At 63.2% G+C, this 14707-nt stretch carries 13 protein-coding genes; 12 read left to right on the forward strand and 1 reads right to left on the reverse strand.

The genetic code is table 11. The features are described from left to right. Window positions 1-147 precede the first annotated feature (147 nt). From ACE3PP_RS16695 to ACE3PP_RS16735, 9 genes are all read left to right on the forward strand, one after another. Window positions 148-1014 carry a uracil-DNA glycosylase gene (locus ACE3PP_RS16695; protein ID WP_374384331.1) on the forward strand — a complete coding sequence of 289 codons (867 nt, stop codon included), beginning with the start codon at window positions 148-150 and terminating at the stop codon, window positions 1012-1014. A 299-nt stretch (window positions 1015-1313) separates the two neighbouring features. Continuing rightward, entirely contained in the window at window positions 1314-2882 is a 1569-nt protein-coding gene (locus tag ACE3PP_RS16700) for a lytic transglycosylase domain-containing protein (protein ID WP_374384332.1), read from the forward strand. Between the two features lie 7 nt (window positions 2883-2889). After that, window positions 2890-3429: a molybdenum cofactor biosynthesis protein B gene (gene moaB / locus ACE3PP_RS16705; RefSeq protein ID WP_374384333.1), complete on the forward strand. Its 540-nt coding sequence runs from the start codon at window positions 2890-2892 to the stop codon at window positions 3427-3429. Window positions 3430-3473: 44 nt separating this feature from the next. Continuing rightward, a complete protein-coding gene (locus ACE3PP_RS16710; RefSeq protein ID WP_374384334.1) occupies window positions 3474-4718 on the forward strand; it encodes a PA0069 family radical SAM protein in 1245 nt (414 codons plus the stop codon). 257 nt (window positions 4719-4975) lie between these two features. Continuing rightward, on the forward strand, window positions 4976-5308 hold the full coding sequence (locus ACE3PP_RS16715) for a hypothetical protein (RefSeq protein ID WP_374384335.1): 333 nt from the start codon (window positions 4976-4978) through the stop codon (window positions 5306-5308). Between the two features lie 79 nt (window positions 5309-5387). Next, the gene (locus ACE3PP_RS16720) at window positions 5388-6200 is read left to right on the forward strand and encodes a hypothetical protein (RefSeq protein WP_374384336.1); all 813 of its coding nucleotides are present in this window, start codon (window positions 5388-5390) and stop codon (window positions 6198-6200) included. A gap of 76 nt (window positions 6201-6276) precedes the next feature. Continuing rightward, window positions 6277-6900, forward strand: coding sequence for a ribonuclease HII (locus tag ACE3PP_RS16725; RefSeq protein ID WP_374384337.1), 624 nt, complete (start codon window positions 6277-6279; stop codon window positions 6898-6900). 53 nt (window positions 6901-6953) lie between these two features. Continuing rightward, window positions 6954-8057, forward strand: coding sequence for a site-specific DNA-methyltransferase (locus ACE3PP_RS16730; RefSeq protein WP_374384339.1), 1104 nt, complete (start codon window positions 6954-6956; stop codon window positions 8055-8057). 8 nt (window positions 8058-8065) lie between these two features. Further along, window positions 8066-8464 carry a hypothetical protein gene (locus tag ACE3PP_RS16735; protein WP_374384340.1) on the forward strand — a complete coding sequence of 133 codons (399 nt, stop codon included), beginning with the start codon at window positions 8066-8068 and terminating at the stop codon, window positions 8462-8464. Window positions 8465-8604: 140 nt separating this feature from the next. Here ACE3PP_RS16735 and mutY read toward each other — a convergent pair whose 3' ends face one another. Further along, window positions 8605-9672 (reverse strand): A/G-specific adenine glycosylase, encoded by a 1068-nt coding sequence (mutY, locus tag ACE3PP_RS16740; RefSeq protein ID WP_374384341.1) that lies wholly within the window; start codon window positions 9670-9672, stop codon window positions 8605-8607. Between the two features lie 25 nt (window positions 9673-9697). Between mutY and ACE3PP_RS16745 the strand changes: the two genes are divergently transcribed. The 3 genes from ACE3PP_RS16745 (at window position 9698) to ACE3PP_RS16755 (ending at window position 14638) form a co-directional block, all read left to right on the forward strand. Then, entirely contained in the window at window positions 9698-10222 is a 525-nt protein-coding gene (locus ACE3PP_RS16745; protein ID WP_374384342.1) for a DUF721 domain-containing protein, read from the forward strand. Between the two features lie 224 nt (window positions 10223-10446). Continuing rightward, window positions 10447-11145, forward strand: coding sequence for a DsbA family protein (locus tag ACE3PP_RS16750; RefSeq protein WP_374384343.1), 699 nt, complete (start codon window positions 10447-10449; stop codon window positions 11143-11145). Between the two features lie 28 nt (window positions 11146-11173). Then, entirely contained in the window at window positions 11174-14638 is a 3465-nt protein-coding gene (locus ACE3PP_RS16755) for an AAA family ATPase (protein WP_374384344.1), read from the forward strand. Window positions 14639-14707: the final 69 nt, after the last annotated feature.

Consider the following 14707-nt stretch of genomic DNA (forward strand, 5'->3'; position numbering starts at 1 on the left):
TGATAAGCGGCTTGCCCGGCCCGACATTCCCGGCCGGCGCGGCGTGGTTGCTTACAACGGCAGACGGACCCATGCAACCGACCGCCGTTATATATAGTGTGGCGCGGTCGCCTAGACCGGCACTGGCAGCGATGCTAGCCTTGGCGCATGGAGCCGACCGTCCCCAATTCCGACACATCGACGCCTTTTTACGACGCCTCCCAGGCGATCGAGTGGCTGCGATTCTACCTCGATGCCGGGGCGGATGCGGCAATCGACGAGGCCCCGGTCAACCGCTTTGCCCTCCCCGCCGCAAAAAGCCCGCCGATCCAAGCGGCAGCGGCCGCAGCGCCAGCCGGAACACCGGCCGCGCCGCGCGGCGCGGTCACGCAAAGTGCGGCGATTCTTGGCAATAATGACCGGGCGCTGGCAGAATCGGCCCGTTCGGCCGCGCGCGAGGCGCGCTCGCTCGACGAACTCAAGGAAATCCTGCAGCGTTTCGAGGGGATCGAGAGCCTGCGCGGCCGGGCGACCAATCTTGTCTTCGCCGATGGCAACCCCGCCGCCCGCGTCATGCTGGTCGGCGAAGCACCGGGCGCCGACGAGGACCGGCTGGGCAAGCCCTTTGTCGGCGTTTCGGGGCAACTCCTCGACCGGATGCTGGGTGCAATCGGCCTCGATCGAACCAGTTTTTACATCACCAATGTCTGTTTCTGGCGCCCGCCGGGCAACCGGAAGCCCACAGAAGCCGAATTGGTGGCCCAGGCGCCCTTCGTGGAGCGGCATATCGAATTGGTGGCCCCACAGGTGTTGGTAATGGTCGGCGCGGCCTCGGCACATTCGCTTTTGGGCACCAATGACGGCATCACCCGGCTTCGCGGGCGCTGGTTCGACTACAAATCGGGCGGCATGGCCGCCGCCATTCCGGCCCTGCCCATCTTCCATCCGGCCTTCCTGCTGCGCCAGCCGGCGCAGAAACGGGAAACCTGGGCGGACCTGCTGAAGCTCAAAGCACGCCTCGCCCAACTTGGTTAACGACCCGGCGAAACGCCGGCCGTTCTCCGATCCGCCGGCGTTAAGGTTTGCGGCGGATTTGTGATAAAGCCGCGACCTGCGACCCGTTCACATAAAATTTTATCGAGCAAATCAATATATAGTGGTTAACGCTACCTGCGACACCATATCTGTAGATCGCGGTGGGCGTTTTTTCTGGACGTCACAGCTTCGAATCGGTAACGCTGGGAACCAGACAAGAAGACAACTCGTTAATTCCGCGCTTCGGACGGGCTCCCTGAGAGGGCCCAAGTGCGGTTCGCTCTGAGGGGGGCGAAAGATTGCAAATTAAGATTCGACATCACGGCTGGCGCCGGGTTCTGGCGTCGACCGCGGCGGTGGTGCTGTTGTCCCAGGTCCATGTCCTGGGCGCCGCACAAGCCAAGGCCGACGAACTGAGCGCCGCCACTCTGGGCAACGGCAGCAGCACGACTGCTTCGCTGCAGACCGGCCCGGATATGCTGGGGGCCTCGCTGCCCCAGCCGCTCGATGCCATCAATGCCGACCGTTATCGCCAGATCTTCCGCCTGCAGGCTGCGGGCGATTTCACGTCGTCCGACCGGTTGATCAGCGATCTCAACGATCCGGTTCTCCTTGGCCATGTGCTCGCCGATCGCTATCTGGCGCCCGGCTACAAGGCCAAGCCGAAGGAGCTCGCCGACTGGCTGAAGAACTATTCGGCGCTGCCGGAAGCCGATTCCATCTACACCCTGGCCGCGCGCAAGGGTGTGAAGAAGGCAGCACTGACCAAGCCGAAATTCGACATCACGCGCGTCGGTTCGCCGGACGAGAATTCGGCCGACAACGACCCGAATTGGCAGGCCGGCCTCAATGCCTGGCGTGTCCGCAATTACAATGCAGCGGCAACTTTCTTTGAGAAGGCGGCGATCCGCACGTCTTCCTCGCAATGGGACCGCGCAGCTGCCGCCTATTGGGCCAGCCGCGCCCATGTGCGGGCCAAGAATCCGGACAAGGTCAGCCACTGGCTGAAAGTCGCGGCCGAGTTCCCGCGCACCTTCTATGGCCAGCTTGCTACACGCGCGCTGGGCCTGGAGCCCAGCTTCGATTGGCGGGTGCCGACGCTGATGAGCAATCACGGCGCGCTGCTCATGTCCTCGCGCATCGGCAAGCGCGCGCTGGCGCTGCTGCAGGTGGGCGAGATGGATCTCGCCGAAAAGGAACTGCTGATCCTGCAAAGCGAATCCAAGGTCGATGTCAGCGATGCGCTGGTTGCCATCAGCCAGGCCTATCGCTTGCCCTCGCTGGCGTTGAAGATCGGCGCCTGGCGTAGCCTGAAAGGTGGGGCGCGCATGGATGCGGCGCTCTATCCGCTGCCGTCGTGGCAGCCGGCCAACGGTTTCACTGTCGATCAGGCGCTGCTCTTTGCGGTGATGCGCCAGGAATCGGGCTTCAATCCGAACGCCGTTTCGGGCGCCGGCGCCGTGGGCCTGATGCAGTTGATGCCGGGTACGGCGAAAGCCATCGGCGCGCCGACGGGCGTGAAGCTCAAGGACCCGCTGACCTCGCTCGCTTACGGCCAGAAGTATATCCAGCGCCTGCTTGACGACTCGTCGGTCAAAGGCGACCTCTTCATGATGGCGGCGGCCTACAATGCCGGCCCCGGCAATCTCGCCAAATGGAAGAAGAGCATTCGCGGCAGCGAGGACCCGCTCCTTTTCATCGAGAGCCTGCCGTCCCGTGAGACGCGCAACTTCGTCGAGCGCGTGATGGGTGCCTATTGGGTCTATCAGGCCCGCCTCGGTCAGCCGGCCCGGTCGCTGGAATCGGTCGCCAACGGTGCTTGGCCGACCTATCAGCGCGGCGGCAACATCGCGGCGGCTGCCAACTAAGCCAATCATGTCCCGGATCGACGAGACGCGACCGTTCCTGCCCGTGCGTATCGCGGTGCTGACGGTTTCCGATACGCGTACGGCCGCCGACGACAAATCCGGCAACACCCTGGTCGAACTGCTGACGCGCGACGGACATAAGCTCGCCGCCCGCGCCATCGTGAAAGACGATGTCGGCGCCATCACCGGGCAGCTCAAGCTCTGGATCGCCGACGCGGATGTCGATGTCGTCATCTCGACCGGCGGCACCGGCGTCACGGGGCGCGACGTCACACCAGAAGCCTTCGAAAGCATCTTCGAGAAAAAGATCGACGGTTTCGGCGAGCTCTTCCGCTGGATCTCCTATCAGAAGATCAAGACCTCGACGATCCAGTCGCGGGCCGTGGGCGGCGTTGCCGGCGGCACCTACCTCTTTGCCCTGCCCGGTTCGCCGAGCGCCTGCCGTGACGGTTGGGAAGAGATCCTAAAATGGCAACTCGACTACCGGCACCTGCCCTGCAATCTGGTCGAGCTGATGCCGCGCCTCACCGAGCATCTCTTCAAATAGGGTTTGTTCTTGAAATGTTCTAGTTGTCATGGCAGGATTTTGCCATGCGCTACGAACGTGACCCCATCGATCCCTTTGCCGATTCTCCGCTCCCCAATCTGGCGCGGAAAGGACGTGGTGCGGCCAGCAACCGGGCCGGCCGTTTCGAACCCGGTGAGCGGCCGCTGGAAGAGGATGGCTGGGACGAGACGCGCACGGGCGATGGCGAGGCCTTCTCAGGTCTCACCTTCAAAGGCGTCCCGCTCAACCTCTCGGCCAAGCCCATCCCCCAAGGCAAGAGTGGGGGTGGCGACGATGACGAACTGCCATCACTAAAAACTCAGGTAGCGCTCGATACGGCGCGCTCGATCATCGCCCGCAACAATTCGCCCGACATTCCCTTCGATCAATCGATCAACCCCTATCGGGGCTGCGAGCATGGCTGCATCTATTGCTATGCGCGGCCGACACACGCCTATCTCGGCCACTCGCCCGGCCTCGATTTCGAGACGAAGCTCTATATGAAGGCCGATGCGGCGAAGCTCTTGGAGAAGGAGCTGCGCAAGCCCGGCTATAAACCCAGCGTCATCGCGCTTGGCGCCAACACCGATTGCTATCAGCCGATCGAGAAGCGCTATGGCATCACGCGGGAAGTGCTGCATGTATTGGCCGCCTACAATCACCCCGTCGGCATCACGACCAAATCAGCCAATGTCTGTCGTGACATCGACATCCTGGCACCAATGGCGGCGAAAAATCTCGCCAAGGTTTATATCTCGGTAACGACGCTGGACCGCGACCTCGCCCGCGTGATGGAACCCCGTGCCTCGACACCGATGAAACGGCTGGATGCCATCAAGCGCTTGAGCGATGCCGGCATCCCCGTCGGTGTCTCGGTCGCGCCGATCATCCCGGGCCTCACCGATCATGAGATTGAGACGATCATCGAGAAAGCGGCAGCCGCCGGTGCGGCCAGCGTCAACTGGACGCTTCTGCGCCTGCCGCTCGAGATCAAGGATCTCTTCCGCGAATGGTTGGAGGAGCATCACCCGCTGAAAGCCAAGCGCGTCCTCGACCTCATGCGCGAATGCCGCGACGGCGCGCTCTACAAGGCGGAGTTCGGCGAGCGCATGAAAGGGAGCGGCCCCTATGCCGCCCTCATCCGCCAGCGCGTCGTGGCGATGGCCAAGAAGCTGAACCTCAACAATTATCGCTGGGACGTCGACACGACCCAGTTCAAAGCCCCCGCCGGCCGCCTCACCGGACCGGAGACGGAAGCCGAAAAGGCGCAGCTGAATTTGTTCGGGTGAGTATGCCTGAGACGCCCCCTCTCCCTAACCCTCCCCCACGTTGGGGGGAGGGGATTCGAGCCAGACTGTCACCAAAGCCGCAGCAAGCTCGGTGAGTTCCCTCCCCCAACGTGGGGGAGGGTCGGGGAGAGGGGGAGCAGCCGCTCCGATATTGCCGAGTTTCTTTGGTTAACACCCAAACAGGTGCAAAACGCCTGGAACATCGCAGCCGGCCACGCATTATTGCCGGCAGAACCCCTGACGTGCGAGGCCTGCCCATGAGCAAGATCAGGACGATTGTCGTTTTCAGCGCACTCTTTGCCACCATCGGGATCGGTGGCGCGCTGTCACCGGCCCTGGCCGACAACACCGTCACGACGCAGCCCACCGATCTCGGCACGCAGAACGGCAACAATTGCACCAATGGCGAGGTGATCGACGGCTCGACCGCTGAAGAGGCGATCGCCAAGTTCAAGGCCGCCGGCTATAGCGACGTGCAGATTCTGGAAAAGGGCTGCGACAATTTCTGGCACGCCACCGGCACCAAGGGCGGCCAGGGCGGCAACATCGTGCTGTCGCCAAGCGGCGAGGTGATGCCGGAGGGGAATTGACCCCGGTTCACCACGAAACAGCCACATTGTCCCCATGATCAATTGTTGAACTCACCCCAAAGCAATGGGGGAGCGATCCGTGCGATTTGCGAGAAGAGGAATCAGTGCGGCGACAATTCTAGTCATCGGTCTTCTTTTGACCGTCCTTACGCAGGTCGGCGGCGTCATTTTTGGTCTATCGCTAGCGTTTAGCTACCTCTTCCGACGGCATTGCCCGCACTTGTGGCGGCGCTACATCGTAACAACCGCAATCTTCCTGTCGCTCTATCTGTTTGCCTGTATCATCGTCGTGCCGGCATTGGCCCGTCATTTCAATCGCGTACCGCTGAGTTGTTTCCCCACGTCCGACGCACCTTATGCCGCCAACACAGGATTGTATTGCCTCCTCAATCGCCACTATGTGCGGCCCGAAATCCGCGCAATCGTCGAGAAAATTGCGAGCAGACTCAGCGCGCGGTTTCCAGGGACAACCCTTACCTATCTGGACGCGGGCTTTCCATTCGGAAGCGCCATTCCGATGCCGCCGCATCTCAGCCACAAGGATGGGCGAAAGGTCGATTTTGCGCTTTTCTACAACGGACGACCTAGTGGAGGCGCTTGGCCCCTGGGCTATTGGGCCTTTGGCGCACCGCGCCGACCTGGCAACGACGTTTGCCCGCAGAGTGGCCTCATGCGCTGGGATATGGATTGGTTGCAGCCTTTCCTGCCGCGCTTGGAGTTAGACGAAATGCGAAGCCGCGCCTTGGTTAGGGAGATTCTCGCGACCGCGCCGCAAAAGAGCTTCCTGGAGCCATATCTGGTTGAGCGCTTGGGGCTGCAGGGTCAGGGCGTGATTTTCGCCGGCTGTCACGCGGCCCGTCACGACGACCACATTCATGTACAGTGGCAATGATTGGACACCCTTTCCATTGGCAGCTCCGAAACGAAAATGATAGCCAGAGAAGTTAAATCGGGGCGAGGGTCGCTACATGCCCAATTGGGCCTATGAAATCGCCGCCGGCATGGAAGCCGGTGCGCTCGTCTGCGGTGTCGATGAGGTGGGGCGCGGACCCTTGGCGGGGCCGGTGCTCGCCTGTGCCGTGATCCTCGATCCGGCGCGGGTACCGAAGGCGCTGCAGAAGCGGCTCGATGATTCCAAAAAGTTGTCGGCGGCCTTGCGCGAAGAGTTCGCCGCCGCCTTGCGCGAGATCGCGGTTTTTTCGATCGCCGAGGCGAGTGTCGCCGAGATCGACGAGATCAACATCCTGCAGGCGACGCACCTCGCCATGCGCCGCGCCGTGGAAGGCCTGGCGCAAAAACCGGCCCATGCACTCATCGACGGCAACCGGGCCCCCAAACTTTTCTGCCCGACCACCTGCGTCGTCGGCGGGGACGCGAAGTCCCTCTCCATCGCCGCCGCCTCGATTCTCGCGAAGGTGGAGCGGGACAAGATCATGAGTCAGCTCAGCCTTGCCCATACCGTATATGGGTGGGAGCGCAATGCCGGGTACGGAACGACCGAGCATCTTGCGGCCATTCGGACCCACGGGATCACCCCCCATCATCGCCAGTCGTTTCGACCGATCTCTGAGAACATTATGATAACCTGCTGACTCATAACACTTTATCATTGACAGCCCGAGTCGCGTGACTCAGGATCGGCGCCATGACAAAGAAAGCGCCGAAGCCAAACCTCACCGCTCTCCCCCTCGATTCCATCATCGGCGGGGACAGTATCGAAGCCCTCAATTCGCTGCCGGAACGGTCGATCGACATGATCTTCGCGGATCCGCCATACAACCTTCAGTTGAGTGGCGAGCTGCACCGGCCGAATAACAGCCGTGTCGATGGGGTCGACAACGATTGGGACAAGTTTGCCGATTTCGCGACCTATGACCGCTTCACCGTGGATTGGCTGAAGGCCGCCCGCCGGGTCCTCAAGGATGACGGCTCGCTCTGGGTCATCGGCTCCTATCACAACATCTTCCGCGTCGGCGCCAAGCTCCAGGATCTGGGCTTCTGGATGCTCAACGACGTGATCTGGCGCAAGACCAACCCGATGCCGAACTTCCGCGGCCGGCGCTTTACCAATGCCCATGAAACGATGATCTGGTGCGCGAAATCGGCCGACAGCCGCCACCAGTTCAATTACGAAGCCATGAAGACGCTCAATGACGATCTGCAGATGCGCTCCGACTGGCTCATCCCGATCTGCTCAGGGTCGGAGCGCTTGAAAGGCGAGGATGGCGTCAAGAGCCACCCCACCCAGAAGCCCGAGGCCCTGCTCTACCGCGTCATCATGGCGGCAACGAAGCCCGGCGACGTCGTGCTCGACCCCTTTTTCGGCAGCGGCACCACGGGTGCGGTCGCCAAGAAGATGGGGCGCCACTATATCGGCATCGAACGCGATCCGAATTACATCAAGGTCGCCCGCGCCCGCATCGCCAAGGTGCAGCCGGTGTCCGAAAAGGAAATGCTGCAGATCACCTCGAAGCGCGAGGAGCCGCGCATTCCCTTCGGCTGGCTCATCGAGCGCGGCCTTCTGGAACCCGGCACGGTGCTGACCAGCAACAACGGCCGCTTCACCGCCAAGGTGCGCGCCGATGGCACCCTGATCTCATCCGATCATCGCGGCTCGATCCATCAGGTCGGTGCTGCCGTGCAAGGAGCGCCCGCCTGCAACGGCTGGCAATTCTGGTGCGTGCCGCGCGAAGGCCAACTGATCCCGATCGACTATTTCCGCCAGCAACTGCGCGCGGAACTGCACTGAGACTATTCATGCCTAAGCCATCCACAATCGTTGGCTTCGGTATTTTCGATTTTTCACCGAACCCGACACTCCTCATTGTCGGCGATAGTGGCGGCCTCGCATTGCTTGTGCGCCATTTGGAAGTGCTTGTGCCGCAGTCACGACTGTTGCCTGATTGGTTTCAGCCTCTCAATGGGTATGACCTAATCGTTCAGCATACCGCCAGCCGCTCCGAATTATCGGTTACCGGACTCGTCATCGATTGGAAGATCTCAAGCGAGGCGGCTGGCGAGTACTCGACGCTACTGAGAGCACTATCAGCTCATCACGGGCCGGCGCATCAATTTCTCCCTATCGACAAAACGTCGGCTCACGAGATCCGCGTCTCGAAAGACGAGTACGCTGCGGACTTCTTCAGGCAGGTCTAGTGCGCGGACATGCGCTGACTTTGAAGTCGCCTCAGAAAAATCTCGTCATGGTACGCGAAGGCGTACCATCCACGAGTTTCTCTCATCAGTCGCGATCAAACTCGTGGATGGTCGGCCTGCGCCGACCATGACGGGCGTGGTCAGACCAGCTTTGCCAACCCGTGCGCGACAACTTTCCGCATGACGCTGGGCAGCGCCACATTGCCGAGCTCATCAACGCCGACCCATTGATAGCGCGCATCTGCTTTGACGCCCGTCGCGGCGAAGAGCGTCAGATGCAAGGCGAAATGGGTGAAGACATGAGTGACGCCGCCCTCTAGCTGGCGCCACTTAGCCTTCATCGGCGCCAGTTTCTCCGCCTCATCGACAGCGAGTGGTGACCCGAGCCAGTCGCTGGTCGGCACCTGCACCATGCCGCCGAGAAGCCCTTTTTCCGGCCGTTTCTCCAGCGCGATGCGGCCATCCCCGTCGATCATCACAAAGCAGAATCCGAAACGTTGAGGGCGTGCGGCCTTTGGCGATTTCTTCGGATAGCTCTCCATGTCGCCGGCCGCATGTGCCGCGCAATCTGTGCGCCAGGGGCATAAGAAACATTTGGGCTTCGTTGGCGTGCAGACGGTGGCGCCGAGATCCATGATCCCTTGTGCGTAATCGCCGGGGCGGATATCCGGCGTGTAGCGTGCGGCAAGCGCCCGCAACTCTTCCTTTGCCTTTGGCAGGGGTGCTTCAACACGGTGCAGGCGCGCCATGACACGCTCGACATTGCCGTCGAGGATCGTGGCCTTGCGATCGAAGGCGATGGCGGAGATCGCTGCAGCGGTATAGGGGCCGATGCCGGGAAGATCCAGCAGACCAGCTTCCGTGTCCGGAAAGCGCCCACCGTGCTCGGCCACCACGACTTCGGCACATTTCTTCAAGTTCCGCGCCCGGGCGTAATAGCCGAGCCCCGCCCAAGCCGTGAGCACATCGTCGAGCGGTGCGGCGGCCAGGTCTTCGATGCGCGGCCAGCGTTTGAGGAAATCGCTGTAATAGGGGCCGACCGTCACCACCGTGGTCTGCTGCAGCATGATTTCGGACAGCCAGACGTGATAGGGATCCGCCGTCTCGCCGGGGCCGGAGCGCCAGGGCAGATGCCGGCGATGCCGGTCGTACCATTCGAGCAGCCTTTCTGCGGGCGACTGGCGAGCTATGGTTCGTTTGCGCTGCATGGGGCGCGACCTTAGACTGTGCCCCATGAGCACCCAAGCGGAAAAACCCAAGAGAAAGGACGAGCCGGAGCGGCGCAACCGGCTCTCGGCCTTGGCCAGTAATGTCCCGGCGCTGACCAAGCTGGCGCTCGGTCGTAAGGGCTTTGCCGAGGCAAGCCTCATCAGCGAGTGGACGGTCATCGTGGGCGAGGATATCGCCCGGCTCTGCATCCCCGTGAAGATGCGCCTGCCGCGTCCGAAGAAGGATGAGAAACCGGTGGGCGCGGTCCCGGCCAATGTGGCGGGCGGCACACTCACCTTGCGCGCCAGTCCGGCGGCGGGCCTGGAGGTGCAGCATTTGAAGCCGCGCATCCTGGAACGCATCCAGCGTTATTTCGGCTATCCGCTCATCAACGACATCAAGATCGAGATCGGCGAGCGCAAAAAGGCTGCAAAACCCCGCCGTCCCTTGCTGGCGCCGATGGGGCCGCCCGACCTCTCCCGCGTCACAGACCCCGACATCAAGGCGGCCCTGGAGCGACTCGGGGCGGCGCGCGCCAAACGCCGTTGAGACTTCGCCCGAAGCACTGAGAACATCACTAAAACATGGCATTTCCGTGAATTTCCGGCTGGACAGGATGCGACTCGCCCGAATCCAACGGCTTATCGGGCGACGTTCAGAAATCATCCACAGGCCGGCGCCAAGATCACGGAAGCCCTTCTTGCATGCCCTTCTGAATCCTGCCAAATAGCGGCGAAATCGGTCCCGTCCCCAGCCGGGGACGCGAGGCCCAAATGGAGGCGACATTGAACGCGCGCAATCTGGTCATCGGTGTGGTGGTACTGGCCCTGGTCGGTGTCGGCGGTTTCTATGCCTGGACGCATTACGGCCCCGGCGCCGCACCCGCCGCGAGCAGCGATCCGGCCTTGGCGGGCCTCCCCGCCCCGGTCGACAGCCCCTTTGCCAAGGTGATGGACGGCGACATGGTGCTGGGCGATGCCAATGCACCCGTCACCTTCATTGAATATTCGTCACTCTCTTGCCCGCACTGCGCCCGGCACCACAAGGAAGTGCTGCCGCTGATCAAGAAGAACTATATCGACACCGGCAAGGTGAAGCTGGTGGTGCGCGACTTTCCGCTGAACGGCCCGGCCGTGCAGGCATCGTTGCTCGCCCATTGCGTTTCGCCGCTGGCCTATTGGGGCATGACCGAGCAGCTCTTCGCGACGCAAGCACAATGGGTCAACGACCAGTCGCTGCCGATCCTTGCCGGCATGGCCGCCGCCGCCGGCATCAACGGTCAGGATTTCCAGCAATGCCTCAACGACAAGGCGGCGAAGGATAAGATCATCGCCTCGGCTGAAAATGCGGATAAGGCGTTCAAGGTGGATTCGACCCCGACCTTCATCGTCAACGGCATCGTGGTGAAGGGCGAGAAGACCTATGACGAGTTCGCCAAGATCTTCGACGCCGTCGCCGCCCAAGCTCATTGATCGTTCGATTTTCTAGGGAAGCCCAGCCTTGGTCCATTTCAACAAGCTTCGCCTGACCGGCTTCAAATCCTTCGTCGAGCCCACGGAACTCTCGATCCAGGCGGGCATGACGGGGATCGTCGGCCCCAATGGCTGCGGCAAGTCGAATCTGGTCGAAGCCCTGCGCTGGGTCATGGGTGAAACTTCCGCCAAGCGCATGCGCGGCGGTGAAATGGACGATGTCATCTTCGGCGGCAGCGGCAATCGCCCGGCGCGCAATGTGGCAGAAGTCATCCTGACGCTCGACAATGCCGACCGCCGCGCCTCGGCCCAGTTCAACGAGAGCGATGATCTGGAGATCTCGCGCCGCATCGATCGCGGTGAGGGTTCGACCTACAAGGTGAACGGCAAGGAAGCGCGCGCCCGCGATGTGCAGCTGCTGTTCCAGGACATCTCGGCCGGTGCCCATTCGACCGCGCTGGTGAGCCAGGGCCGCGTCGGCGCCATCGTCAACGCCAAGCCCACCGACCGTCGCTCGCTTCTTGAAGAAGCGGCCGGCATCACCGGCCTGCACACGCGCCGGCACGAGGCCGAGCTGCGCTTGAAGGCGGCGGAAGCCAATCTCGCCCGCCTCGACGACGTCATCATCACGCTGGAAAGCCAGCTGGGCCAGTTGAAGAAGCAGGCGCGCCAGGCGTCGCGCTATCGCAACCTGCAGGACCATATCCGTCGCGCCGAGGCGATCCTCTTCCATCTGCAATGGCTCGACGCACGCCAGCGCCTGGAATATTCCGAGCAGACCTTGATGGCGGCGGAAACCGCCGTCGTCTCGCTGACGTCGGCAGCGGCGATTGCCGCCACACGCCAGTCGGAAGCGGCGACTGTGCTGCCCAGCCTCCGTCAGGCGGAAGCTGAAGCCGCCGCCGAACTGCAGCGCCTGACCATCGCGCGTGGTGCGCTCGACAAGGAAGAAGAGCGCATTCAACAGGCGCGGCTCGATGCCGACCGGCAGCTGCGCGAGAATGAAGCCGACCATGCCCGCGAGCAGGCGCTGACCACCGACGCCATTGCCGCCGCCGAGCGCCTCAATGATGAACGCGCGACGATTGAAGCGACCGCCGGCGAAGAGGCCGCGATCGGTGAGGAAACACAACGCCGCGTCGAAGCGGCGCAGGGCGAGGTCGACGAAAGCGAAGCGGAACTCGCGCGCCTGACGCAGGATATGGCGGCAGCGGAAGCCCGCGCCCAGAGCCTTACCCGGCGCCTCGATGAATTGCAGCAGCGCCGCCAGCGCCTGGGCAATCGCGCGCAGGAAGTCGATGCCGAGCGCCAGCGCCTCTCCGCCGAGATCGAGAACGATGCCGAGACGCAAGCCGCCCGCGCGGCCGTCGCCGAGGCCGAAGCAGCCCTTGAGGAAGCCCAATCCGTCCTGGCTGAGATCGAGGCCCAGCGCGGCCTTGCCGGCGAGGCGGAGACGCAAGCCCGCGCCCAGTTGCAGACGGCGCAGGATCAGCGCCAGCGCCTGAAGGCCGAGGCCGATGCGCTCTCCTCCATTTTTGCCACGTCTGATTCAGAGATGTGGCCGCCGCTCATCGACAGCCTTACCGTGGCGCCGGGCTATGAAACGGCCCTGGCCGCTGCCCTTGGTGACGATCTGCAGGCCTCGACCGACCTCGGTGCCCCCACCCATTGGCGGGGTGGCGAAGTGGGCGCCGGCGCACCTGGCCTGCCGTCCAATGCCGAACCGCTGTCGCGCTTCGTCACCGGCTCCAACGCCTTGTCGCGTCGTCTGGCGCAGATTGCCGTCGTCGATGACGAAGCTGCCTGTCGCGCATTGGGCCAACAACTCGCCCAGGGCCAGCGGGTCGTCTCGAAGGACGGCGCCATGTGGCGCTGGGACGGTTTCACCATCGCCGCCGGGACCGAGACAGCCGCCGCCACGCGCCTGAAGCAGCGCAACCGTTTGCGCGAACTCGATGAGGCCTTGCAGGTCGCCGAGGCGACGCTGGCCGAAGTCGAGGCGCAATTCGGTTCCGCGCGCGACGAAGCGCAAGGTCTCATCGATCGCGAGCGCAGCCAGCGCCAGACGCTGCAGACCGCCTATAACACCGCGCGGCAGGCCCGCGATGCCGCTGCCCGCGTCGAGCAGCGCGCGACGCAGATGCAATCGCGCCTTGCCGCCATCGCCGAACAGGCGGAAGCGGTTGCCGGCGATATCGCGGAACTGGAAGGCCAGCTGGAAGCCGCCGCCGCCGAGCGCGCGGAACTGCCGGACCTTGAAGCGGCCCGCCAGCAGATCAACACCCTGCGCCCGGAAGTGGCCGAGCGCCGCACGCGTCTGGTCGAAGCGCGTTCCGCCCTTGATCGCCTGCAGCGCGAGGCGCAGCAGCGCCAGCAGCGCCTGCTTGCCATCGCCGACGAACTGCGCTCGTGGGAAAACCGCAGCCAGCGCGCGCAACAGCATCTCGACGAACTGGTCGAGCGCCGCGCCCATATCGAGGCCGAGATCGAGCGCCTGGCCGCCCTTCCGGAAGAAATCGCCCAGCAGCGCCGCGACCTCATGGACCTTCTGGAGGTCTCCGAAGCCAAGCGCCGCGATGCGGCCGACGCCTTGGCTGCCGCCGAGACGGCTCTGTCGGAAGCCGATCGCGGTCTCAAGGGCGAAGAGCATCGGCTCATCGAAGCGCGCGAGCAGCGTGTCCGCGCCGAAGCGGCCATCGCCCAAGCCAAGGAAGCTGCCGACACATTGACCGAGCGCATCCGCGAGAAGCTGGAATGCTCGCCCGAGGAAGTGCTGACCCTGGCAGAGCTTGATCCCAGCGAGCCGCTGCCGGCCCGGGACGAGACCGAACAGCGCCTCTCCAAGCTGCTGCGCGAGCGCGAGAATATCGGCCCGGTGAACCTGCGCGCCGAAACGGAATCGAACGAGCTCGACCAGCAGCTCGCCGGCATGCAGACCGAGCGTTCGGATCTCATCAACGCCATCTCGCGCCTGCGCCAGGGCATCGCGTCGCTCAACCGCGAAGGCCGCGAGCGATTGCTGGCCGCGTTCGAATTGGTGAACGGCCACTTCACCTCGCTGTTCACGCGCCTCTTCGGCGGCGGCAAGGCGCATCTGCAATTGACCGAGGCCGAGGATCCGCTCGATGCGGGCCTCGAAATCTTCGCGAGCCCCCCGGGCAAGAAGCTGCAGATCCTGTCGCTGCTCTCAGGTGGCGAGCAGGCGCTGACGGCCCTCGCTTTGCTCTTCGCCGTCTTCCTCGTCAACCCGGCACCAATCTGCGTACTGGACGAAGTCGACGCGCCGCTCGACGACGCCAACGTCGAACGTTTCTGCAATCTGGTGCAGGAACTGGCCGAGGCTTCTGGCACGCGCTTCCTGGTCATCACCCACCACCGCCTGACCATGGCCCGCATGGACCGCCTCTACGGCGTCACCATGGCAGAGCGTGGCGTCAGCCAGCTGGTCTCGGTCGATCTCCAGGAAATCGGTGAATTGAAGGCCGCCTCTTAAACGCTCGTCGCCCCCTCATCGCGGGTCATGACAGCTGGAATTTGGACGAGTTGAACGTCTCGTTTCGCC

The sequence above is a fragment of the Dongia sp. genome (assembly GCF_041910485.1).
Taxonomy (GTDB): domain Bacteria; phylum Pseudomonadota; class Alphaproteobacteria; order Dongiales; family Dongiaceae; genus Dongia.

Bases quoted from the DNA above. Each gene is read 5' to 3' on its own strand.
- ACE3PP_RS16715 (WP_374384335.1), top strand. From the start codon at position 4,976: ATGAGCAAGATCAGGACGATTGTCGTTTTCAGCGCACTCTTTGCCACC.
- ACE3PP_RS16745 (WP_374384342.1), top strand. From the start codon at position 9,698: ATGAGCACCCAAGCGGAAAAACCCAAGAGAAAGGACGAGCCGGAGCGG.
- moaB (WP_374384333.1), top strand. From the start codon at position 2,890: ATGTCCCGGATCGACGAGACGCGACCGTTCCTGCCCGTGCGTATCGCG.
- ACE3PP_RS16730 (WP_374384339.1), top strand. From the start codon at position 6,954: ATGACAAAGAAAGCGCCGAAGCCAAACCTCACCGCTCTCCCCCTCGAT.
- ACE3PP_RS16710 (WP_374384334.1), top strand. From the start codon at position 3,474: ATGCGCTACGAACGTGACCCCATCGATCCCTTTGCCGATTCTCCGCTC.
- ACE3PP_RS16735 (WP_374384340.1), top strand. From the start codon at position 8,066: ATGCCTAAGCCATCCACAATCGTTGGCTTCGGTATTTTCGATTTTTCA.
- ACE3PP_RS16750 (WP_374384343.1), top strand. From the start codon at position 10,447: ATGGAGGCGACATTGAACGCGCGCAATCTGGTCATCGGTGTGGTGGTA.
- mutY (WP_374384341.1), bottom strand. From the start codon at position 9,672: ATGCAGCGCAAACGAACCATAGCTCGCCAGTCGCCCGCAGAAAGGCTG.
- ACE3PP_RS16695 (WP_374384331.1), top strand. From the start codon at position 148: ATGGAGCCGACCGTCCCCAATTCCGACACATCGACGCCTTTTTACGAC.
- ACE3PP_RS16725 (WP_374384337.1), top strand. From the start codon at position 6,277: ATGCCCAATTGGGCCTATGAAATCGCCGCCGGCATGGAAGCCGGTGCG.